This window comes from Allobosea sp. 01N443 (genome assembly GCF_056399325.1).
In genome coordinates this window covers 19,484-39,713 of the sequence record NZ_JBFTRC010000029.1, presented here as the reverse complement: position 1 = coordinate 39,713, position 20,230 = coordinate 19,484, and the positions used below count along the sequence as shown (strand labels likewise).

Below are 20,230 nucleotides of genomic sequence, written 5' to 3'. Positions count from 1 at the left end.
CCGTCATGGTCGCAGGCGTTGCCATACGTCAGATAAACCGATTTAGGCTAGTAACGCGATAACCAATTCAATCGCATTACCTAACCTGATGTTATCTTTTCCACCGCCTTGACTGGGGCGCGCAGGCGGGATGAGACCACCGCGTTCATCTCCTCGCGCAGCAGGGTGACGAAGGTTTCGGCATAGAGCGAGGGCGCCTTGTCGTTCTTGATCGCAACATAGGTCTGGAAGCGGGTCGGCTCCTCGATCGGGATCGCGGTGATGCCCTGCATCGAGCCATGCGCGACGGTGAACTGGTCGATGATGGCGATGCCGAGCCCGGCCCGCACGAGCGAGCAGACCGTGGTGCCGAAGCGGGCCTTGATCCGCATGTCATAGGCCAGGCCCTGCCGGCTGAAGATCTCGCTCATGACCCGGCCATAGGGATCGTTGGGATCGATGCCGATCAGTTCGTGCTGCACGATCTCGCGCGCCGACAGGCAGGCGCGGCCGGCAAGCTCATGGCTGTCGGGGACGATGCAGAGCAGTTCGCCCACCGCCAGGGGGACGAAATCGATACCGGGATGGTCGAGCTTGTAGCTCATCGCCGCGATCTCGCCCTTGCCGAGCAGGAGATAGTCGAGCGCCTCCTCGATCTTCAGGATGTTGATGTCGATGCGCAGGTCCGGATGCTTGCGCCGCAGCCGCTCGATCGCACGAGGCACCATGACATGGCAGATGCTCGGCACGGAGCCGAGCTTGAGCTCGATCTCGCCGCCGCGCTCGATGCGGGCGAGCGTGTAATGCAGGTCGTCGACCTTCTTGTAGACCCCGTTGATCTGCTCGAAGATGTCGTTGGCCTCAGGGGTTGGAATGTAGCGCCCATGCCGGCGCTCGAACAGTTTCAGCCGCAGCGTACGCTCGGTATGCTTCATCAGGCGGCTGATGCCCGGCGCCGAGACGCTGAGCAGCTTGGCCGCCCCGGCAATCGTGCCGGTGATCATGATGGCGCGGATCACCTCGATCTGGCGGAGGGTCAGCATGACCGGCGTATCCTTCCCCATCCAGTTTTGCGACAAGCGGAGGCGAGGGCCGGATGACTGTCAAGCGGGCCGGACGGGAGCAGATCGTGGAAGTCGAGATCAGGCGGGTAACCGCGGCGGACATGGCCCTGTTCGACCGCGTCGACGAGGATGTCTTCGACGAGCCGGTCGATCCGGCAAGGCTCAGCGCTTATCTCGCCTCGCCGGGCCATCTCATGCTTGTCGGGCTTCGCCAGGACGTGGTGGTGGCGCAGGTCGCTGCCGTGATCCATCGCCATCCCGACAAGAAGACGGAACTCTATATCGATGAGGTCGCCGTTGCCCCCGCGCTGCAGCGCCAGGGGTTGGCGCGGCGGATGCTTGACGACATGTTCGCCTGGGGCCGCGAACTCGGTTGCGAGGAGGTCTGGGTCGGAACCGAGCTGGACAACGAGCCGGCGCGCGCGCTTTACGAACGGCCGTTCGGATCGGGCGGCGTCTTCGTCATGTATGCCTGCGTGCTCTAGGCTTGGGGCCTGTCACTCGCGCTATCGCTCTGGCACCGCAATCGGGCTTTCGGTGCCTCGCCAGGGACGACGATGGCTGACGACGAGACCGCGATGCAACTCGGCGAGGACGAACTGCGCGCGATCGCGCTCTATGCCGCAAGCTGTGCCAGGCAGGCGCTGCCGCTTTTCGAATCCAGATACCCTGCCGATCATCGTCCGCGAGACGCGATCGAGGGTGCGGAGGCGTTCGGGCATGGAGGCAGGCGGACCGCTCTGTTACGCTCGCAGGCCTGGGCGGCGCATGCCGCCGCTCGCGAGGCGCAGGATCCTGCCGCCACTGATGCCGCCCGAGCCGCCAGTCTCGCGGCCGCGGCCGCGTATCTGCACCCCAAGGCCACTCCGCACCAGGTCAGGCACATCCTCGGCGCAGCGGCTCATCAGGCACAGGCCCTGGAAATCGCAGCGGGAGATGACGAGACCGTCGGCGAAGAGCAGCTTCGCTGGGCTCTGAAACACGCGCCTCCGGCCGTTCGCGACGTCTTGCGGCGCATGCCCAACGTGCCTGCCGGTCGAAGCCGCATGGGAGATTTCCTCCGTGAGCTCGACACCGGCCTTCGGGGCTAGTGGCCGGCTCTTCTGCGAATTCGCGCAAGGGTCGCACCCCGGTCTTCAGGGGTCGGAACCCGGGCCGGGGCGCTCGAGACGACGCCGTGCCGGGGAGCGCGCTTCAGTCTGCGCCCGGCAGTTTTCGGGTCAGTTCGGCCTGGGTTTGCAGGAGCGGCAAGGTCTTGCTGGCAAAACCCTTCAGTTCGGTATCCGTGCCAGCCTGGGCGTAGCCGGAAAACAGCGCCATCGCCTCGTCCTGGGCTTGCTTCTGCGCGCCGACATAGGCGCGGTCGAACTCAGGCCCCTGCTTGTCGCCGAGCTCGCGCAGGATGTCCTGATGCGCCTGGTCGGGCCGTTCCGGCAGGGCGATGCCAGAGCGCTTCGCCACGATCTGGCGCAAGCCGGTGCCTGCGATCGTGCGGTCGTTCACGGCCTGATGCGCAAAGGCCTTGATCTCGGGCGAGGAACTCTTCTGCAAGGCGAGCGTGCCGAGCTCGACGGCCATCATGTTCGAGACTGCGGCTCGTCTGACGAATTCATCGGCCTGGAGCGCTTCCTGTGCAGGAGCACGGGAAACGCAAAACGCCAGTGCCACCAGGGCAAGCAGGACTGCTCTCATCAATTCCTCGCAGCTGTGCGGCCCCCCAATGAGGGATAACCTGCAATCCGCGCCGAGGTTCCGGATATCGGGGTTAGAGGACGTCGCTGACACGCAGCCGTGTCGAGTCCATGTGCCGGCCGATGACGTCCGCCAGTGCGTCCGCGTCGCGCTTCTTCAGCGCGACGATCATCTCCTCATGCTCCGCCACGGCCCCGGCCCATTTCACCGGGCCCTCATTGCCGATGAAGCGCAGCCGTTTGATCCGCGCCTGCAGGGTCTCGTGCATCTCCATCAGCACGGCATTGCCGGAAGCGGCCACGATGGCGCTGTGGATCGCCTGGTTGAGCTTGAAATATTCGAGCCGGTTCTTGGTCTCATATAGCTCCAGCATCTGCCTGTGCAGTGCGTGGATCGCCTCGATCGTCTCGTCGCTGGCCAGCTGACAGGCCATCCGGCCTCCGAGTTGCTCGAGCGTCTTCAGCACCTGCAGGATCTGGGCGAGATCCTTGTCGGTGAAGCGGCGCACGATCGCGCCCTTGGCGGGCAGGATCTCGACCAGACCTTCGCTTGCCAGCGTCTTGATCGCCTCGCGCAGTGGAGTGCGCGAGACGCCGAGCTGGGCGCCGACCTGCCCTTCGTTGATCCGCTGGCCAGGCGCGAGCCGGCCTTCGATGATCATGTCGCGCAGGCGCTCCAGGACCTCGTCATGCAAGGTGCGCCGGGTGATGCGCGGATAGATATCCGGCGCGGCCCGGGTGATGTCGGCTTCGTTTGTCATCGCCGTCCCTCGTTTTCATCGTTACGGCATGGGGTCGTCAGCCTGTCAACGCGCCGCAGCTGCGCGCTCCACCGGGCTTTCGGCGAAGATCTCGTCCTGCCTGCGCCGGGTCTGGAGGAGGGCCGAGCCCTGATCGATCTCGACATCGCCGAGTTTGATCGCGGCTCCGGCCGCCACGGGGCGAACCAGCTTGCGGTTGGCAACCAGGTAGAACGGGGCAGGGCGGTYATCGGCGAGCGCCGCGGCCGGACGCATTTCGGCGCCGACGCTGTCGATGCTGTGGTGATGGCCGCCCATGGTGAGCACGGTGCCGGCCGGCAGGTCCCGCTCCGCAACGGCAACCAGGTCCCAGCGCGGACGATAATCCTCGCCATAGCCGGACCGGCCGAGCCCGGCCGCATCGAGAATGCTGGTCGCGGCCTCGATGCCGAGCAGGTGTCGCGGCAGGTAAAGCATCGCGGTCTTGGCAGTGCGGCTGACCACATGGCCCTTGCCGGCAAGCATGTCCCAGGTGGCATCGTCCTCGCAGCGCACGACGATGAAGACGCCGCCGGCGAAGCTCGCTTCCTCCGCCAGACGGAGATGATGGAAGACATCGACGCGGCGTGTGCCGGCGCTCAGGCCACCCTGGCGGCGTTCGGCGAAGAGGTCGGCGATTTCGGGAATGCGGGCCGGCGGGGCATGGAAGCCGGGCGTATCGGGGCCAAGCCCGGTCGCATTGGCGACAAGCGTCATTTCGCAGAGATCAGGAACGGCCCTGAGCGGGAAGGCGCTGCCCAGGATGCGGGCACGCTCGGCGGCATTGCGGACGGTCGAACGCGAACCGGGCAGCCAATGCTCGCGCAACTTAGGGAGCGAATGCGTCACCCCGTTGCAGGTCACCGCACCGGTCGCGGCATCGAGAACGAAATCATATTCGCTCGACTTGCCGGCGGCGATGATCTCCAGCCCGAGCACCTCGGCCCAGGTGACGAGGGCAATCAGCAGGCTCGGCTGGTCGCCGTCCACCGGCGTGACGACGACGCCCTTGTCCTGCGCCATGCGGGCGAGACCGGGGCCGACGACGCTGTCTGCTTCCTTGGAAACGAGCGCGACATGGCGCCCGGCCTCGATCGCCGCCAGGCTGTGGCGGGTTGCGGCTTCCGGGCTGCCGGTCGCCTCGATCAGCAGGTGGAAGGGCAGGTCGATGACGGTCTCCAGACGCCCGGCGGCAATATGGCGACCGGCCTCCCAGGCCGCCTTGGCTTCCGCCGGTGTTTCGCAGGCGACGATTTCGGAGGCGGGGATGCCGGCGGCCGCCATGGCACGGGCTGCGCCCTCAGGTGTCATGTCCACCGCGATGCGCGCATTGACCAGCCTGATCCGCCTTGCCTGGCCCAGGAAGCTCTGGCCGAAGCCGCCGCTGCCGACCAGACAGGTCTCGATCGGGGTCTTGATGCCGCTGTAGAGCGAATGAAAGTTCATGGGCAGATCCTCCGGGCGCCGCGTCGCGACTCTGAACCGGCCGCCACTTTGCGCTCAGCCTATAGCAAGATGGATATGCTGCATACAGCATACTTGTAGCGTTTAGAGGGCTATGCTAGGTCGATGGCCAAGTCTGGCCCTGATCACATCCGGCCATGTGGGAGAATGAGAGCGATGGACATGCGCGCAAACGGATCACTGCCGACGATAGCCGTCGCGATGGGGGATCCGTCCGGCATCAGCCCCGAATTGCTGGCGCGCATCCTGCTCGAGCCCGATCTGCGCTCGTCTGCCCGCTATGTCGTCTTCGGCGACAAGCGCCTGCTCGATCTCGGCGCTGCGGACGCCAAGGTCGATCCGGACGTGCTGGTCATTCGCGAGGGCGAAGAGATTCCGGCACAGTCGGCGAAGCCGGTCTTCATCGATCTCGCCAATCACGATCCGGCCGCCCTCGAGCGTGGCAAGGCGACGCTCGCCGGCGGCCAGGCGGCGACCGATAATTTCCGTCGGGCGCTCCGCTTCGCTGGGGAAGGCAAGGCCGATGCCGTGTTCTTCACGCCCTTCAACAAGGCTGCGATGCGCTTCGCCTATCCGGGCTATGACGACGAGATCCGCTTCGTGCGCGATGCCATCGGCTATGAGGGCGATGCCAGCGAGTTCAACATTCTCGACGGGCTGTGGAACGCCCGTGTCACCTCGCATATCCCGCTGTCCGAGGTCGCGGCTGCGATCAGCCAGGAGCGCATCCTCAAGGCGCTGACGCTGGCCGACGGCAATCTGCGCGCTGCCGGCTTCAACCCGCCGCGCATTGCCGTGGCCGGCATCAATCCGCATGCCGGCGATGGCGGCAATTTCGGCCGTGACGAGATCGAGACGATCGAGCCTGCCGTGAAGCAGGCCAAGGCCCGGGGCTTCACCGTCGAGGGGCCTTTCCCCTCCGACACCGTCTTCCTGCGCGCCAGGAACGGTGATTTCGATGCCGTGCTGACGATGTATCACGACCAGGGCCAGATCGCGATGAAGCTGATCGGCTTCGACCGTGGCGTCACGCTGATCGGCGGCTTCCCGTTCCCGATCTGCACGCCGGCGCACGGCACCGCCTATGAGATCGCAGGCAAGGGCATCGCCAATCTCGGCGCGACCCGTGCGGCGCTCAGCCTCGCCATCAAGATGGCGAATGAAGGAAGGGCCGCACGCAAGGCGGCTTGAGTTCACCGCGGCCGGGCAGCCGTTTCATGAGCCGCCCGGCATCTAATCACGAAGGGAGAAACGAATGAAAAAGACGAGCATTGCGGTTGGTATTGCGGTCGCGTTCAGCCTGGCCGGTGCAACCGCCGCGCAGGCCTGGCAGCCCACCAAGCCGGTGGAATTCGTGGTCACCTCGGGCGCCGGCGGCGGCACCGACAATTTTGCCCGCGTCATCCAGTCGATCATCACCAAGCACAAGCTCTTCGACCAGCCGATCGTGGTGGTGAACAAGGGTGGCGGCAGCGGCGCTGAAGGCTACATCCATGGCCGCGCCGGCAAGGGCGACCCCCATCGCGTCATCTTCGGCACCAATAACGCCTATCTGCTGCCTTACGTCGCCAAGCTCGGCTACAAGCTCTCGGATCTGACGCCGGTCTCGGCGCTGGCGCTGGACGAGTTCATCCTCTGGGTCAACGGCCAGGCTCCCTATGCCGATGCCAAGAGCTATATCGATGCGGTCAAGGCCAAGCCCGGCTCGCTCAAGATGGGCGGCAGCCAGTCGAAGGACACCGACCAGACGCTGACCTCGATGATCCAGGAAGCCGCTGGCGTGAAGTGGATCTACGTGCCGTTCCAGGGCGGCAGCGCAGCCGCCGTGCAGCTCGCCGGTGGTCACATCGACTCCAACGTCAACAACCCCAACGAGAATATCGGCCAGTGGAAGGCCGGCCAGGTGAAGCCGCTCTGCGTGTTCAGCCCGGTGCGTCTCGCCAAGGGCGAGGCGGTCTTCGAGGGCAAGGGCTGGGGCGATATCCCGACCTGCAAGGAGGCTGGCCTCCCGCTCGAGACATTCCAGATGCCGCGCACCGTCTGGCTGCCGGCCGAAGTTCCCGCCGATGCGGTCGCTTACTACGCCGACATCATGGAAAAGGTCAGCAAGACGCCGGAGTGGCAGGAATTCATCACCCGCACCTCGCAGACCGGCCGCTTCATGAAGGGCAAGGAATTCGCCGATTTCGTCGCCAAGGACGAAGCCGCGAACAAGAAGACCTTCGAAGCCGAAGGCTGGGTCGTCAAGTAAGACGGTTCCCTGCCGCCGGCCGGCCCACGGGCCGGCCGGCGGCAGGTCGTTTCCTGACCCGGCGCCTTCGACAGGACCGGGACAGGCGCGTTGAATGTGAAGAGACGGCCTGAAGCCGTTCGCTGGAGGAGGCTGCGATGATCACCCGCTTCTGGGCTGAATCCGCCATGGCCGTGGTCACGATGATCTTCGGGCTCGGCATCGTCTATGGTGCACTGGACTTCGGCGTCGGCTGGGATTCGTCCGGGCCACAGCCGGGCGCCTTCCCCTTCTATACCGGTCTGCTTGTTGCCGCCGCGAGCCTCGGCACCTTGGTGCTGACGCTGAGCAAGCGCTTTACCGGAAGCGGCAATCTGCAGGACGTCTTTCTCGATCGCGAGCAGGGCAAGCGCGTTGCCGCCTTCTTCCTGCCGATGCTGGCCTTCGCCGTGCTGAGCGTCACGCTCGGCATGTATGTCGCGACCATTCTCTATCTCGTCTTCACCATGCGCTTCCAGGGTCGCTACAGCTGGTTCGCCTCGCTCGGCACCGCCTTCGTGACGGCCGTGCTGTTCTATCTCGCGCTCGAAAAGTTCTTCCAGATCGGCCTGCTCAAGGGGCCGCTCGAGTCTTTCCTCGGCCTGTGATCATCTCCCTTTCCGGATCGGTGCCGCCTCATGGATAATGTCGCCTCCCTGATGCACGGCTTCTCGGTCGCGCTCACCACTCACCACATCCTGCTGATGATGGCGGGCGTCCTGCTCGGCATACTGGTTGGTGTCCTGCCCGGCCTCGGCGCGCCTAACGGCGTGTCGCTGATGCTGCCGCTGACCTTCTCGATGGATCCGGTCTCCGCGATCATCCTGCTGACCTCGCTCTACTGGGGCGCGCTTTTCGGTGGCTCGACCACCTCGATCCTGTTCAACATCCCGGGCGAACCGTCCTCCGTCGCAACCACATTCGACGGTCACCCGATGGCCAAGCAGGGCAGGGCGACCGAAGCCTTGTCCTTCGCGTTCCTCTCCGCCGGCTTCGGCGCGATGGCGGGCGTCATCCTGATCACGCTGCTCTCCGGCTGGGTTGCCAAATTCGCGCTGAAATTCTCCTCGCCCGAGTATTTCGCGGTCTATTTCATGACCTTTGCGAGCTTCATCGGCCTTGGTGGCGCCACCCCCTTGAAGGCCATCGTCTCGATGGGTGTCGGCTTTGCGCTCGCCTCGGTCGGTATGGACTCGGTCTCCGGCAGCGTCCGGTTGACCTATGATCTCGACGTGCTGCTCGCCGGCGTCAGCTTCCTCATCGCGGTCATCGGGCTGTTCGGCATCGGCGAATTGCTGCTGACCATGGAGGAGGGGCTGAAGTTCGACGGTGTCCACGCCAAGGTCAGGATGACCGACGTTCTGAAGACCGCAGCCAAGCTGCCGCGCTACTGGCTGGCGCTGCTGCGCTCCAGCGTMATCGGCATCTGGATGGGGATCACGCCTGGAGGCCCGACCGCGGCCTCCTTCATGAGCTATGCCATGGCCAAGCGCTCCTCGCGCAATCCCGAGAAGTTCGGCAAGGGCGAGCCCGAGGGCGTGATCGCGCCCGAGACCGCCGACCACGCGGCCGGTTCGGCCGCGATGCTGCCAATGCTCGCGCTTGGCATTCCCGGCTCGGCGACGGCCGCCGTGATGATGGGCGGCTTGATGATCTGGGGGCTCAATCCCGGCCCGATGCTCTTCGTCGAGCGCCCGGATTTCGTCTGGGGCCTGATCGCCTCGATGTATCTCGGCAATGTCGTCGCGGTCATCGTCGTGCTGGCGACCGTGCCGCTCTTCGCCTCGATCCTGCGCATCCCGTTCTCGATCGTCGGGCCGCTGATCGTGATCATCTGCTTCATCGGTGCCTTCACCGTTGCCAGCAAGGAATTCGACATCTGGCTGGCGCTGATCTTCGGGATCGTCGGCTACCTCTTCAAGAAGCTCGATTATCCGATCGCGCCGCTGGTGCTCGCCATGGTCATCGGCGACAAGGCCGAGGATGCCTTCCGGCAATCGATGATCTTCTCGCAAGGGTCGCTCTCGATCTTCTGGTCGAACCCGCTGGTCTCGACCCTGATGTCGATCGGTGTCCTGCTCCTGGTCATGCCGCTGCTCGGCTCAGGCCTGCGTCGTCTCAAGGGCGGCCGCGCCACGCGCCCGGCCTGACCGTTGCCTCGATCCTCCGTATCTCCGCGAAAACAGAGTCCGACCATGACCGAACCCTATAAGGGCATTCTGCCGATCGCTCCGACGATCTTCCACGACAACGGCGACCTCGACATCGAGGGCAACAGGCGTGTCATGGACCTGATGGTCGATCAGGGCGTCGACGGTATCTGTATCCTGGCCAATTTCTCCGAGCAGTTCCTGCTCACCGACGAGGAGCGCGACCAGGTCATGCGCCTCTCGATCGAGCAGGTCGCCGGCCGCGTGCCGGTGATCGTCACGACCTCGCATTTCTCGACCCGGATCGCGGCTCAGCGCGCCAAGGCCGCGGCGGATGCCGGCGCGAAGATGCTGATGATGATGCCGCCCTATCACGGCGCGCTGCTCAAGGCCGACGAGCAGGGCATGATCGAGCATTTCAAGCATGTCACCGATGCCTGCGGCCTTCCGGTCATCCTGCAGGACGCGCCRCTCTCCGGCGTCACCATGACGGTTCCCTTCATGGTGCGGCTGGCGAAGGAGGTCCCGCTCGTCCGCTATTTCAAGATCGAGGTTCCCGGCACGGCGAACAAGCTGCGGGCCCTGATCGAGGCGGGCGGCGAGGCCGTCGTCGGCCCGTTCGATGGCGAGGAGGCGATCACGCTGATGGCCGATCTCGATGCCGGCGCGACCGGCACGATGACCAGTGCCATGATCCCCGACCTGATCAAGCCGATCCTGACCGCGCATGCCTCGGGCGATCGCAAGACGGCGGCGGCGCTCTATCGCGACGTGCTGCCGATCATCAATTACGAGAACCGCCAATGCGGCCTGCGCTCGGCCAAGGCGGTGATGAAGGAGGGCGGCGTGATCAGGAGCGAAGCCGTCCGCCACCCGCTGACCCCGCTGCACCCGAAGACCCGCGAGGGCCTGATCGAGTTGGCGCGCGAACTCGACCCGCTGGCGCTGCGCTGGGGGAAATGAGGCGGCGCGCCGCGGCTGGCGCCCGCCGGGAGAGGATCAGCGTCGGGTCAATAGGACCCGATGCCGCCGGACGGCGGCGGCAGGTTGCCGCGACGGTCTCTCGTGATGAATTCCGGCGTCACCTGGAACGCCCGGGACAGCCAGGTGATATAGGCCGACAGCAACTGCTCGATGGCACGCATGGGTTGCCTCCACATATGCAGGAGCAACCCTAGCATGAAACGCGGCGTCTTGCCCGGGATTTTGGACGAAGGCGCCTATGCCTTCGTCCAKACCGCGAGCTCGTAGCCGTCGGGATCGGCGAAGTGAAAACGCCGCCCGCCGGGGAAATCGAAGGCCGGCTTGACGATGCGTCCGCCTGCGGCTTCGACCTGCGCCTGTGACGCGGGAAGATCATCGGCATAGAGGATGATCAGTGGGCCGCCCGGTTGCGGCGTGCCCTGGGTGGTGAACCCGCCTTCGAGACGGCCGTCAGTGAAGGCGCAATATTCCGGCCCGTAATCGGTCATCGTCCAGCCGAAGGCCTTCTCGTAGAAGGCGCGCGCCCGGCCGAGATCGGAAACGACGAACTCGACATAGTCGATGCGCCGGTCATTGGACGATGGGCTCATGACGTTCTCCTTCGATTCATGTTCGTCTGATCTGATGGAGCAGCCTCCGGTCATGATCCGGCAGGAGGTGAAGGATCAGGGGCGCTGCTGAGGCGCATCTTGTTCAAGGGCGCCGTGCTGCTGTAGCAGCTTGGCAATCACCGGGCCTCCTGTGCACCATGCACATCCACAGGCTCAGACTGATAGGGGCGAGACGCATGCCGACGACGACCGAAACCTCCTTGCGTGAAGCCTTCGTCCGGGMGCGCCGCAGCCGCAGCCTCGTCGACATCGAGACGCTTCCCGTTCCGGCCGATCTCGAAGCGGCTCTGGCCGTGCAGGCCGATGTCAGCAGCGACATGGGCTATGCGCATCTCGGCTGGAAGGTCTCGATCACGGATGGGCGCGGGCTCGTCGGACTGATGCCCGGGCCGTTCCTGAAGCCTGGCGATACCTATCGCTCGGTGCCCGGAGCCGAGCTGCGGCTCGAGGTCGAGCTCGCGATCCGACTCGGGCGCGACATGCCGCGCCGTCCTGGCAAACCCTATAGCCGGGCCGAACTTCTGGAGCATTGCCACAGCGCCTTCGTCGGCATCGAGATCATCGAAAGCCGTATCGCCGACTGGACCCATGTTCCATTCCCGCTCTGGTTGGCCGATGCGATGGGCCATGGCGGCTATCTGATCGGCCAGGACGTTCCCTTCGAGGTCTTCGACGAGATCGCCGATCTCACCTGCACGGTCGAACTCGACGGCGACGTGCTCTATGACAAGCCTGCTCACCACGCCAATGGCGACCCGCTGACCCCGGTGCTGGCCTGGGCCAATCGTGAGACCGAGAGCGCGCTTGGCGGCCTCGTGGCCGGCCAGATCATCACCACCGGCAGCCTTTGCGGCGGCGTTCTGGCGCCCAATCTCGGCCCGGTCATCGTCAGGCTCGATCCGCTGGCCGCGATTTCTTTCGCGCTCGCCTGACGTCGGGACCGCCGGGCAGGACGAGGCAGCTTGCAATCGAGCCCGCTTTCGCCGCGCGGCCCGAGGCAATTATCGCGGGCTGCAGGCGTGCCACGGACAGCTTTGACGAGCAGAATTGTGGTCATGACGAGGCATGACCACAAAATCATCTCATTCTATTGGTCTTGATAGTGTTGCGTTGGAGGAATGATGCGGGGTTTGCGGCGTAGGGTGCGCGGGGTTGCAGGCGGAGGCGGTTACGCTTTCGCCGCTATGCTTGCCATCCAGCCGGTACCCGCCGAGGCTTTCGACCTCTCCTCGCTCGACATATTCGGCTTGTTCGGCTCCTCGGATAAGCCGCCTGCGGTCAGCAGCACGACGCTGCCCTATCAGCTCGAGTTCGACGTCAGCGGGGCCACCGATGCCAAGGCCCTGACGCTGACGCTGCGCGACGCCTCGCTGCTTTACCGGCTCAGGCAGGATGCGCCGCCCGATGGCGAGACCCTGGCCCGGCGCATGGTCGCCGATCTCAACCCGCTGATCGATGCCCTCTGGTCGCAGGGCTATTTCAATGCGGATGTGACGATCGCGGTCGACGGTAACGGTCTGCGCCTCGGCAACGAGCCCGGCCCGGCGCTGGTGCGCGCGCTTGAAGCCTATCGCAACCGGGCCCCGGCGCCGGTCACCGTGCGGGTTGTGACCGGCCCGCTCTTCAGCCTGCGCAATGTCGAGGTCGTCGAGCAGGGCAAGGGCGGGGGCGGTGCCATTGCCGATCCCCACAAGGTCGCGCGCCTGAAATCGGGCGACCCCGCGACTTCGGCCGCCTTGCGTTCGGCGCAGTCATCTCTGGTCGATCACCTGCGCAACCAGTCGCGCCCGCTCGCCAGGGTGGTCGCGCTACGCCCGGTCGTCGATCATGCGGCGAAGATCATGGATGTGACCTATGTCGTCGAGCCCGGGCCGGTCGCCGGTTTCGGCGATGTCGGGATCGAGGGCACGGTCGATGTCCCGCCGCATGTCGTTCGCTCCTTCATCTATCTGGAGCCGGGCGACCCCTATTCGCCCAAGGCGCTGGCCGACACGCGCAAATCGATCACCTCAATTCCGGCCATCGGCTCCGCCCGTATCCGCGAGGCCGACCGGCTCGACGCCAATGGCAACCTGCCGATCTTTGTCGACATCACGGAGCGGCCGAAGCGGCTGATCGGCTTTTCCAGCCGCTTTTCCACCATCGATGGTCCGGCGGTCAGGACCTATTGGGAGCACCGCAATCTGCTCGGCGGTGCCGAGCGGCTCAGGCTCGAGGGCGATCTCTTTCTCGCACCGCGGATCAACGGCACCACGATCCAGAGATTTGGCGATTTCGAGCAGTCCGACCTTGGCGGGCGCTTTGCGTTCAGCTTCATGAAGCCGGCGCTGAACGGAACCCGTTACGACCTGCTGGTCGACGGCGTCGCGACGCGCGAGCGCGTCGGCACCAATCGCTATGGCGGCTATACCGCCCGCTACGCCAATGTCACCAGCAGCATTCGCCGGCGTTTCAGCGACACCTTCTCGGTCCAGGCCGGCCTGGAGGTCGAGCGCGGCCAGACCAGCGATGTGCTGGGTCAGATCACCTACACCCTTGTCGGAATCCCGCTTTCTGTCCGATACGACACGACCGACAGCCTGCTCGATCCGACGCGCGGTGTCCGCCTCACCGCCTCCGTGGCGGCATATCCGACCTTCATGGGATCGACGGTCGGCATCGTCCAGACCAAGGGCGCGATCTCCGGCTATTACGCGCTCGATGAGGAGGCCCGTTATGTGCTGGCTGGGCGCATCGGCTTCGGCTCCGTGGCCGGCGCAGCGCTCGACGAGATCCCGTCGACGCGGCGCTTCTATGCCGGCGGTGGCGGTTCGGTGCGCGGCTACGCCTATCGCACGCTGTCACCGCTTGGCCCCTACAACCAGCTGATCGGCGGACGCAGCCTGTTCGAAGCCTCGGTCGAGGCGCGGATCAAGATCACCAACACCATCGGCATCGTGCCGTTCTTCGATGTCGGCACGGCCTTCGAAGAGAGTTTCCCGGCCTTCAATCAGACGCTGCGGATGTCGGCTGGTCTCGGGTTGCGCTATTATACGCCGATCGGCCCGATCCGCTTCGACGTCGCTGCGCCGCTCAATCCGCGCAAGGGCGACAAGCCGGTCGCGGTCTATATCAGCATCGGGCAGGCCTTCTGATGGGCAACCGGCTCACCCTTTCGCGCCTGGCGCTTCTGGCCCTGCTGCTGGTGGTGGGGCTGGTCGTCTCGGCCCGCTTCGGCGGTTTCGCTCAGAACGCGCAGAATGATCGCGGGGTTCTGGCCGACCTGATCTCGCGCGCCCTGTCGACACCGAACAGCCAGGTCTCGATTGGGGCGGTCGATGGCGCGCTGTCCTCCGACGCGACGATCCGTGATGTGGTTCTCTCCGATCGCGACGGCGCCTGGCTGAGGGTCGACCGCGTACGGCTGATCTGGACCCGCACGGCCCTGCTGCTCGGCAGGCTCGAGGTCGACCGGCTCGAGATCGGCACGCTCGAGATCTTGCGCAAGCCGATTGCCGATCCGGCCGCAGCGCCGACCAGCGACCAGCCGCTCCTTCCGGAGCTGCCGGTCAAGGTGAACATCACCGCCTTCCAGCTGGGCGAGTTGTCGCTGGGCGCCCCGATCGTCGGCGTGCCGGCCCGGTTGGGTGCGACCGGCGCAGCATCGCTCGGCGCTCCATCCGAGGGGCTTTCGCTGCGTCTCGAGGCGCGCCGGCTCGACGCGCCGGGCGAGTTCACGCTCAGGCTCGGTTTCGTGCCGCAGACTACGCGCCTGCAGATCGCCGCCAAGGTCGACGAGCCGCAGGGCGGCCTGATCGCGCGTGTCGCCAATCTCCCGGACCAGCCGCCGGTCAAGCTCGACCTCAATGGCGATGGCCCGCTCGACGCCTTCCGCTCGACCCTGACCTTCACGGCCGGCCCGACCATTGGGGCGCAGGGCTCGGCCAATCTCTCGCGCGTCGGTACTGGCCGTGACCTGGCCCTGGCCCTCGATGCCCGTATCGAAGGGCTGATGCCGGCGCCGGCCGCACCGGTCTTTGCCGGCTCGACCCGTCTCGACGGCACGGTCGGCTTCGTCGATGACGGTGCCGTCGACCTGCGCAACATCGCGCTCGTTTCGGCGCTGGCGCGCCTCGATGTCGTCGGCCGCTACGGGGCCGACAAGAATCTCGATATTCGCGTCACGGCCGCAGCCGTGCCCAATGCCAATGGCCGCACTGTTGCCGCCGGCACCGAGATCGGCAAGCTCGCCCTGGATGCCACCGTCAATGGCCCGGTGAACGGGCCGCGCGTCGTCGCCTCGCTCGACGCTCAGGATCTGCGCCTGCCGACCGGTCGTCTTGGCAAGCTCGTGGCGCGGTTCACCGCGACGCCGAACGGATCGATCGGCAATGCCGACACGCGCATCGCGCTAGTCTCGGACGGCGAGGCGACGGGCGTGGCGCTAGCCGATCCCAGGTTCGCCCGCGTCGTCGGCGACCGCATCGTCTTCACGCTGCGCGGGACAGGGCGGGGCGAGGGGAGTGCCGATTTCGAGACGTTGCGGCTCGCGATGTCCGGCGTGGAACTCGACTACAAGGGGCAGCTCGGCAAGGCCCGCATCCTGGGGCAGGCTCGCGCAGTCCTGCCCGATCTCTCGCGCCTCAGCGGGCTTGCCGGCCGCAAGCTTTCAGGCAAGGCACAGCTCGGCGCCGATCTCGATGCGGTGCCGCGCCAGAACATCTATTCCGCGAGCCTCGATGGCCGTGGCGATCAGATCGGGACCGGGGAGGCGGCGCTCGACCGGCTGCTCGCCGGCAATCTGACGCTGGCCGGGCGCGTCGGGACACTCGCTGACGGCGGCGTGAATGTCAGTGGTCTTCGTCTCGCCGGGCAGCATGTCGCCCTCACGGCCGATGGCGGCATCGGCCGCGAGCGCTCGGATCTGCGGGCTGCCATCACCCTGCCTGACCTGAAGCGGGCCGATCCACGCCTCTCCGGCAAGGGCGAGGTCACGGCACAACTGACCGGACCGCAGGACAAGCTCGATGCCTCGGCACGGATCGCGGTGACGAATGCGAGCGCGCTCGGTCGTCCGATCCCGCGGCTGTCGATCGATGCCGTGATCCGCGACCTGCAGGGCGCGCTCGAGACGCGGGCGACGCTCGCGGGTGAGATCGAGGGCAAGCCCGCGACCGGCACGCTGCAATTTGCACGCCTGCCCGATGATGCCTGGGACCTGTCGAAGCTCGATCTCGCCATCGGCTCGGTGAAGCTGACCGGCGCGGTTACGCTCGACCAGGCCAGGCGCGCAGCCGGTCGGCTGACGCTCGCCGCGCGCAATCTCGACGATCTCTCGGCTCTGGCCCTCACCAGGCTCGGCGGACAGCTCGATGCGGACCTCACGCTCGCTCTTGTCGAGGGGCGGCAGAACCTGGACCTGAAAGCCAAGGGCACGCGCATCAATGCCGCCGGGGTTTCGCTCGACAAGCTCGATGCCAGCGTCGGTGCCACGGATCTCCATGGCCGCCCGGCGATCGACGCTGCGATCGCCATCGATCGCGCGGTGATCTCTGGCGAGGCGATCAACGCGATCCGCTTCGATTCGAAGGGCGGGCCGGATGCGAGCGCCTTCACCCTCAGCGCCAATGCCCGGGGCTTCACGCTCAATGGCGCTGGCCAGCTTGTTCCCGGCGATCCGCTGCGGCTCGACATCGCCTCCTTCGATGCCCGGCGCGAGGGCAAACGCATCACGCTGGCCAACCCCGCTTCGCTGAGTTTCCCCACTGGCGGTGTCGAGATCTCGAAGCTGGTGCTCGCCATCGACGCCGGCCGGCTCAGCCTTGATGGCCGGGCGGGCGAGACGCTCGATCTGCGCGTGAATGCGAAGGACATCCCGCTTTCGGCGGTCAAGCTGGTGGCCCCGAAGCTCGATCTGTCCGGCACCTTGAACGCCGAGGCGCAGATGTCCGGCAAGCCGGATGATCTCGCCGGTCCCTGGCAGATCCGGATCGCGCGGCTGGTGACTCCCGAAACCCGGAGCGCCGGCCTGCCTCCGGTCGAGATCAGCGGCAACGGTCAATTCTCCGGCCGGCAGACCAGCGTCGAAGCGACGCTGACGGCCGGCCGCGGCGCGAATCTCGCGGTTCGCGGCACGGCGCCCCTGAGCGCAAGCGGCGCGCTCGCTCTCACCATTCAGGGCAAGCTCGACGCTGCTCTCGCCAATGCGCTGCTCGCGGCGCAGGGGCAGCGGCTGACCGGCACAGTGACGCTCGACCTGCGGGCCGGTGGCACGGCGGCAGCGCCCGAACTGAACGGCGTTGCGACCCTCGCCAATGGCAGTTTCACCGACGCTCTCCAGGGCGTGCGGGTGACCGGGATCGAGGCGCGCATTGCTGCCAATGGCGACAATCTGCGGATTGAACGCGCGGTTGCCCGCGCGGCCAATGGCGGCACGTTGTCGGCGTCAGGCCAGGTCCGCGTCGACCCCGCCGCCGGTTTCCCGGGAGAGATCAAAATCGAGGGACGCCGTGCCCAGCTTGTCTCGAACGGCATCGTGACATCGGTCGCCGACCTCAATCTCGCGATCGGCGGTCCCCTGGCGCAGCGCCCGCGCGTCGATGGGCATGTCGATATCATCTCGCTTGACGTCGCGGTGCCGGATCGGTTGCCGGCTTCCTTGCGTCCCGTCGACGGAATTCGTCACGTCAATGCGAAGGGCGCTGCGGCGGTGCGGATTGCCGCGCAACGCAAGGCGGCGCGCAGCGCCGGCAAAGGCGGACGCGCGGCGCCTGCCTTCGATGCCGCACTCGCCGTCACCATCTCTGCGCCGAACCGCGTCTTCATCCGTGGACGCGGGATCGACGCTGAGCTTGGCGGCGAGTTGCGCGTCGGCGGCACGCTTTCGGCCCCCGTGCTCGATGGCGGCTTCGATCTCAGGCGCGGCCGCTTGTCGGTCGCGAGCCAGCGGCTCGATTTCAGTCGCGGCCGCCTGACCTTCACGGGTGGCGTGATTCCGGAGCTCGATTTCGTCGCCGAGACCCGCGCCTCGGACGTGACCGCGCGAATCCTCGTCACCGGGCCGGCGGACCAGCCCGCCTTCGCCTTCACCTCTCAGCCCGAGCTGCCGCAGGACGAGGTGCTGTCGCGTCTGCTCTTTGCCCGTGCCTCCGGCTCGCTCTCGCCCTTCCAGGCCCTTCAGCTGGCGCAGACGGCCGCGCAATTCGCGGGGACCGGTGGCGACGATGCCTTCGAGAAGCTGCGCAAGTCGCTCGGCGTCGACAATCTCGACATCCAGATGGGTGCCGGCGGACCCACCGTCGGTGTCTCCCGCTATATCGGCGACAACGTCTCGATCGGAATCAAGGCCGGCGCCAAGCCCGAGGATAGCGGCGTCTCGATCGGCATCGATGTAACGAAGCGGCTTCGCATCCAGGCCGAAACCGGCGCGGATGGCAGCGCTGCCGTCGGCGTCGGCGCCGAGTGGGAATACTGACTGGCGCCAGCGCGCCGTTCCGGATGGCTGTGGCTTGAGTCGCCCATCCCGATTCGAACAGGCCGTGATTCTGCCGCCTTTTGCCTGCAGGACATGCCCAGCCGGCGCGCGCGGTTAACGGCGGGTAAATTTCGACCCTCAAAGCGTGGCGCGCCTGCAACACCGGGTTTCAAAGCACCCCCTCGGACCTCGCGGCGGCGTGATCTCGGTTGATCGGCCACCCGGCATTCGTATGGTGAAGGTGCGTCGGGACGTTCCCGGTCGCTGTTTTTCGTCTTCGCCTCTGAATGGTTCAGGGACGTGGGCGAAAGACCGGGATAGGCGGGTTCGCCGGTTTGGTCTCCTGGGGCCGATCGTCAAGAACACGCCGAAGCCCGAGGGTCTCGAAACTCTTTTGGAGGTTACCAATGAAGCTCGTTAAGAGCCTCCTCCTCGGTTCTGCCGCCGGCTTCGCCGCGGTCGCCGGGGCTCAGGCCGCCGATCTTCCCTCGCGGAAGGCCGCTCCGGTCGAATACGTTCGCGTCTGCACCGCCTATGGCAGCGGCTTCTTCTACATCCCCGGCACCGATAGCTGCCTGCGCATCGGCGGCCGTCTCCGCGCTGAGTACACCTTCGGCGAGCGTTGGGGCGACCTGCAGGACTCGTACGGCACCCGCGCTCGTGGTCGTCTGAACATCGACCTGCGCACCGCCACCGCTTACGGCACCCTGCGCACCTTCATCCGTTATGACGTCACGGTTTCGACCGGCCCGTACGGCTACGGCGCGCTGAACGGCGGCGCGATCTTCGCCAACGGCGCTGCTGGCGCCAACAGCAACACGACTGGCATCAGCCTCGATAAGGGCTTCATTCAGTTCGGACCGATCACCGCTGGTCGCGCGCAGTCGTTCTTCGACTTCTACGCCAACGACCTCGGCTTCAGCTCGCTCCGCGGCTCGGACAACAGCCCGAACCTGTTGGCCTACACCGCGACCTTCGGCTCGGGCTTCTCGGCCACGATCTCGCTCGAAGACCGCCTGGCCGGCCGTAACGCGGTCGTCCGCAACGCCGTCCTCTTCAACGGCGCTGCTCCGGTCCTCGAGGGCAGCCAGTATCCGGACCTCGTCGGTGCGTTGAACGTGACCCAGGGCTGGGGCTCCGCTCAGCTGTCGGGTGCCATCGGTCAGCGTAACGTTGCCAGCTTCCCGGTTGGCGCTATCGGCAACACCACGATCATCCGTGGCGGCGACGAGACCGCTTGGGCCATCCAGGGCGGTCTGAAGTTCAACCTGCCGATGCTCGCCGCTGGCGACGTCCTGTGGTTGCAGGCAGCTTACGCTGAGGGCATGGGCTCCTACCTCGGCTACGGCGGCACCTATGGCTACGGCCGCCTCGGCTCGCTCGCCGCTGCGGACATCGTCATCGACCAGACCACCGGTCGCTCGAAGCTGACCAAGGGCTTCGCCATCACTGCTGGCCTGAAGCACTACTGGACCCCGACCATCCGTTCGGAAGTCTATGGTTCGTACTCCGAGCTCGACATGGGCGCTGCGGTCCAGAACGGCCTCGGCACGCTCCAGAGCGGTCCGGTCAAGCTTGACCCGAAGGAGTTCATCATCGGCACCAACCTCGTCTGGACCCCAGTTTCGGGCCTGGATATCGGCGTGGAAGTTCTCTACTCCAAGGTTGAGCTGAAGAACCGCATCGGTCAGGTCAACAACTTCGGCGTTCGCAACAACAACCTGCTGATCAAGTCGGACGACGCCCTCACCGGCCGTCTGCGCATCCAGCGCGACTTCTGATCGGT

At 66.0% G+C, this 20,230-nt stretch carries 17 protein-coding genes; 11 read left to right on the top strand and 6 right to left on the bottom strand.

What is annotated here, in order from left to right; translation table 11 throughout:
* Window positions 1-80: 80 nt before the first annotated feature.
* A complete protein-coding gene (locus AC1DRP_RS10615) occupies window positions 81-1,022 on the bottom strand; it encodes a LysR family transcriptional regulator (protein ID WP_441504790.1) in 942 nt (313 codons plus the stop codon).
* 53 nt (window positions 1,023-1,075) lie between these two features.
* On the opposite strand from AC1DRP_RS10615, the gene AC1DRP_RS10610 reads away from it, so the two are divergent.
* Together AC1DRP_RS10610 and AC1DRP_RS10605 are read left to right on the top strand one after the other, a co-directional pair.
* A complete protein-coding gene (locus AC1DRP_RS10610) occupies window positions 1,076-1,528 on the top strand; it encodes a GNAT family N-acetyltransferase (RefSeq protein WP_441504789.1) in 453 nt (150 codons plus the stop codon).
* A gap of 72 nt (window positions 1,529-1,600) precedes the next feature.
* A complete protein-coding gene (locus tag AC1DRP_RS10605; RefSeq protein ID WP_441504788.1) occupies window positions 1,601-2,134 on the top strand; it encodes a putative immunity protein in 534 nt (177 codons plus the stop codon).
* A gap of 103 nt (window positions 2,135-2,237) precedes the next feature.
* On the opposite strand, the gene AC1DRP_RS10600 is transcribed toward AC1DRP_RS10605, so the two are convergent.
* The 3 genes from AC1DRP_RS10600 to AC1DRP_RS10590 all read right to left on the bottom strand — a co-directional run bounded on the left by AC1DRP_RS10600 (window position 2,238) and on the right by AC1DRP_RS10590 (window position 4,959).
* Window positions 2,238-2,735: a DUF4142 domain-containing protein gene (locus AC1DRP_RS10600; protein WP_441504787.1), complete on the bottom strand. Its 498-nt coding sequence runs from the start codon at window positions 2,733-2,735 to the stop codon at window positions 2,238-2,240.
* Window positions 2,736-2,808: 73 nt separating this feature from the next.
* Window positions 2,809-3,495 (bottom strand): GntR family transcriptional regulator, encoded by a 687-nt coding sequence (locus AC1DRP_RS10595; protein WP_441504786.1) that lies wholly within the window; start codon window positions 3,493-3,495, stop codon window positions 2,809-2,811.
* A 45-nt stretch (window positions 3,496-3,540) separates the two neighbouring features.
* Window positions 3,541-4,959, bottom strand: coding sequence for an NAD(P)H-dependent oxidoreductase (locus AC1DRP_RS10590; RefSeq protein WP_476768453.1), 1,419 nt, complete (start codon window positions 4,957-4,959; stop codon window positions 3,541-3,543).
* 180 nt (window positions 4,960-5,139) lie between these two features.
* Here AC1DRP_RS10590 and AC1DRP_RS10585 point away from each other — a divergent pair, with 180 nt between their 5' ends.
* The 5 genes from AC1DRP_RS10585 to AC1DRP_RS10565 all read left to right on the top strand — a co-directional run bounded on the left by AC1DRP_RS10585 (window position 5,140) and on the right by AC1DRP_RS10565 (window position 10,359).
* On the top strand, window positions 5,140-6,168 hold the full coding sequence (locus tag AC1DRP_RS10585) for a 4-hydroxythreonine-4-phosphate dehydrogenase PdxA (RefSeq protein ID WP_441488745.1): 1,029 nt from the start codon (window positions 5,140-5,142) through the stop codon (window positions 6,166-6,168).
* A 64-nt stretch (window positions 6,169-6,232) separates the two neighbouring features.
* A complete protein-coding gene (locus AC1DRP_RS10580; RefSeq protein ID WP_441488744.1) occupies window positions 6,233-7,228 on the top strand; it encodes a Bug family tripartite tricarboxylate transporter substrate binding protein in 996 nt (331 codons plus the stop codon).
* A gap of 137 nt (window positions 7,229-7,365) precedes the next feature.
* On the top strand, window positions 7,366-7,854 hold the full coding sequence (locus AC1DRP_RS10575) for a tripartite tricarboxylate transporter TctB family protein (RefSeq protein WP_441504784.1): 489 nt from the start codon (window positions 7,366-7,368) through the stop codon (window positions 7,852-7,854).
* A gap of 30 nt (window positions 7,855-7,884) precedes the next feature.
* Window positions 7,885-9,396, top strand: coding sequence for a tripartite tricarboxylate transporter permease (locus tag AC1DRP_RS10570; protein WP_441504783.1), 1,512 nt, complete (start codon window positions 7,885-7,887; stop codon window positions 9,394-9,396).
* A gap of 45 nt (window positions 9,397-9,441) precedes the next feature.
* The gene (locus AC1DRP_RS10565) at window positions 9,442-10,359 is read left to right on the top strand and encodes a dihydrodipicolinate synthase family protein (protein ID WP_441488741.1); all 918 of its coding nucleotides are present in this window, start codon (window positions 9,442-9,444) and stop codon (window positions 10,357-10,359) included.
* 47 nt (window positions 10,360-10,406) lie between these two features.
* Here the strand turns inward: AC1DRP_RS10565 and AC1DRP_RS10560 are convergent, their stop codons facing one another.
* On the bottom strand, window positions 10,407-10,541 hold the full coding sequence (locus AC1DRP_RS10560; protein WP_441478378.1) for a hypothetical protein: 135 nt from the start codon (window positions 10,539-10,541) through the stop codon (window positions 10,407-10,409).
* 75 nt (window positions 10,542-10,616) lie between these two features.
* The gene (locus AC1DRP_RS10555; RefSeq protein ID WP_441504782.1) at window positions 10,617-10,970 is read right to left on the bottom strand and encodes a VOC family protein; all 354 of its coding nucleotides are present in this window, start codon (window positions 10,968-10,970) and stop codon (window positions 10,617-10,619) included.
* A gap of 197 nt (window positions 10,971-11,167) precedes the next feature.
* On the opposite strand from AC1DRP_RS10555, the gene AC1DRP_RS10550 reads away from it, so the two are divergent.
* From AC1DRP_RS10550 to AC1DRP_RS10535, 4 genes are all read left to right on the top strand, one after another.
* The gene (locus AC1DRP_RS10550; protein WP_476768452.1) at window positions 11,168-11,923 is read left to right on the top strand and encodes a fumarylacetoacetate hydrolase family protein; all 756 of its coding nucleotides are present in this window, start codon (window positions 11,168-11,170) and stop codon (window positions 11,921-11,923) included.
* A 252-nt stretch (window positions 11,924-12,175) separates the two neighbouring features.
* Window positions 12,176-14,125, top strand: a complete 1,950-nt coding sequence (locus tag AC1DRP_RS10545; RefSeq protein ID WP_441504780.1) for an autotransporter assembly complex protein TamA — start codon at window positions 12,176-12,178, stop codon at window positions 14,123-14,125.
* The gene (locus AC1DRP_RS10540; RefSeq protein ID WP_441504779.1) at window positions 14,125-18,444 is read left to right on the top strand and encodes a translocation/assembly module TamB domain-containing protein; all 4,320 of its coding nucleotides are present in this window, start codon (window positions 14,125-14,127) and stop codon (window positions 18,442-18,444) included. Before AC1DRP_RS10545 ends, AC1DRP_RS10540 begins: the two co-directional genes overlap by 1 nt.
* A gap of 407 nt (window positions 18,445-18,851) precedes the next feature.
* Window positions 18,852-20,225: a porin gene (locus tag AC1DRP_RS10535; protein ID WP_441504778.1), complete on the top strand. Its 1,374-nt coding sequence runs from the start codon at window positions 18,852-18,854 to the stop codon at window positions 20,223-20,225.
* Window positions 20,226-20,230 lie beyond the last annotated feature (5 nt).

Excerpts from the sequence above, each read along its gene's own strand:
- AC1DRP_RS10615 (WP_441504790.1), bottom strand. The coding sequence starts at position 1,022 with ATGCTGACCCTCCGCCAGATCGAGGTGATCCGCGCCATCATGATCACC.
- AC1DRP_RS10610 (WP_441504789.1), top strand. The coding sequence starts at position 1,076 with ATGACTGTCAAGCGGGCCGGACGGGAGCAGATCGTGGAAGTCGAGATC.
- AC1DRP_RS10605 (WP_441504788.1), top strand. The coding sequence starts at position 1,601 with ATGGCTGACGACGAGACCGCGATGCAACTCGGCGAGGACGAACTGCGC.
- AC1DRP_RS10600 (WP_441504787.1), bottom strand. The coding sequence starts at position 2,735 with ATGAGAGCAGTCCTGCTTGCCCTGGTGGCACTGGCGTTTTGCGTTTCC.
- AC1DRP_RS10595 (WP_441504786.1), bottom strand. The coding sequence starts at position 3,495 with ATGACAAACGAAGCCGACATCACCCGGGCCGCGCCGGATATCTATCCG.
- AC1DRP_RS10585 (WP_441488745.1), top strand. The coding sequence starts at position 5,140 with ATGCGCGCAAACGGATCACTGCCGACGATAGCCGTCGCGATGGGGGAT.
- AC1DRP_RS10580 (WP_441488744.1), top strand. The coding sequence starts at position 6,233 with ATGAAAAAGACGAGCATTGCGGTTGGTATTGCGGTCGCGTTCAGCCTG.
- AC1DRP_RS10575 (WP_441504784.1), top strand. The coding sequence starts at position 7,366 with ATGATCACCCGCTTCTGGGCTGAATCCGCCATGGCCGTGGTCACGATG.
- AC1DRP_RS10560 (WP_441478378.1), bottom strand. The coding sequence starts at position 10,541 with ATGCGTGCCATCGAGCAGTTGCTGTCGGCCTATATCACCTGGCTGTCC.
- AC1DRP_RS10545 (WP_441504780.1), top strand. The coding sequence starts at position 12,176 with ATGCTTGCCATCCAGCCGGTACCCGCCGAGGCTTTCGACCTCTCCTCG.
- AC1DRP_RS10540 (WP_441504779.1), top strand. The coding sequence starts at position 14,125 with ATGGGCAACCGGCTCACCCTTTCGCGCCTGGCGCTTCTGGCCCTGCTG.
- AC1DRP_RS10535 (WP_441504778.1), top strand. The coding sequence starts at position 18,852 with ATGAAGCTCGTTAAGAGCCTCCTCCTCGGTTCTGCCGCCGGCTTCGCC.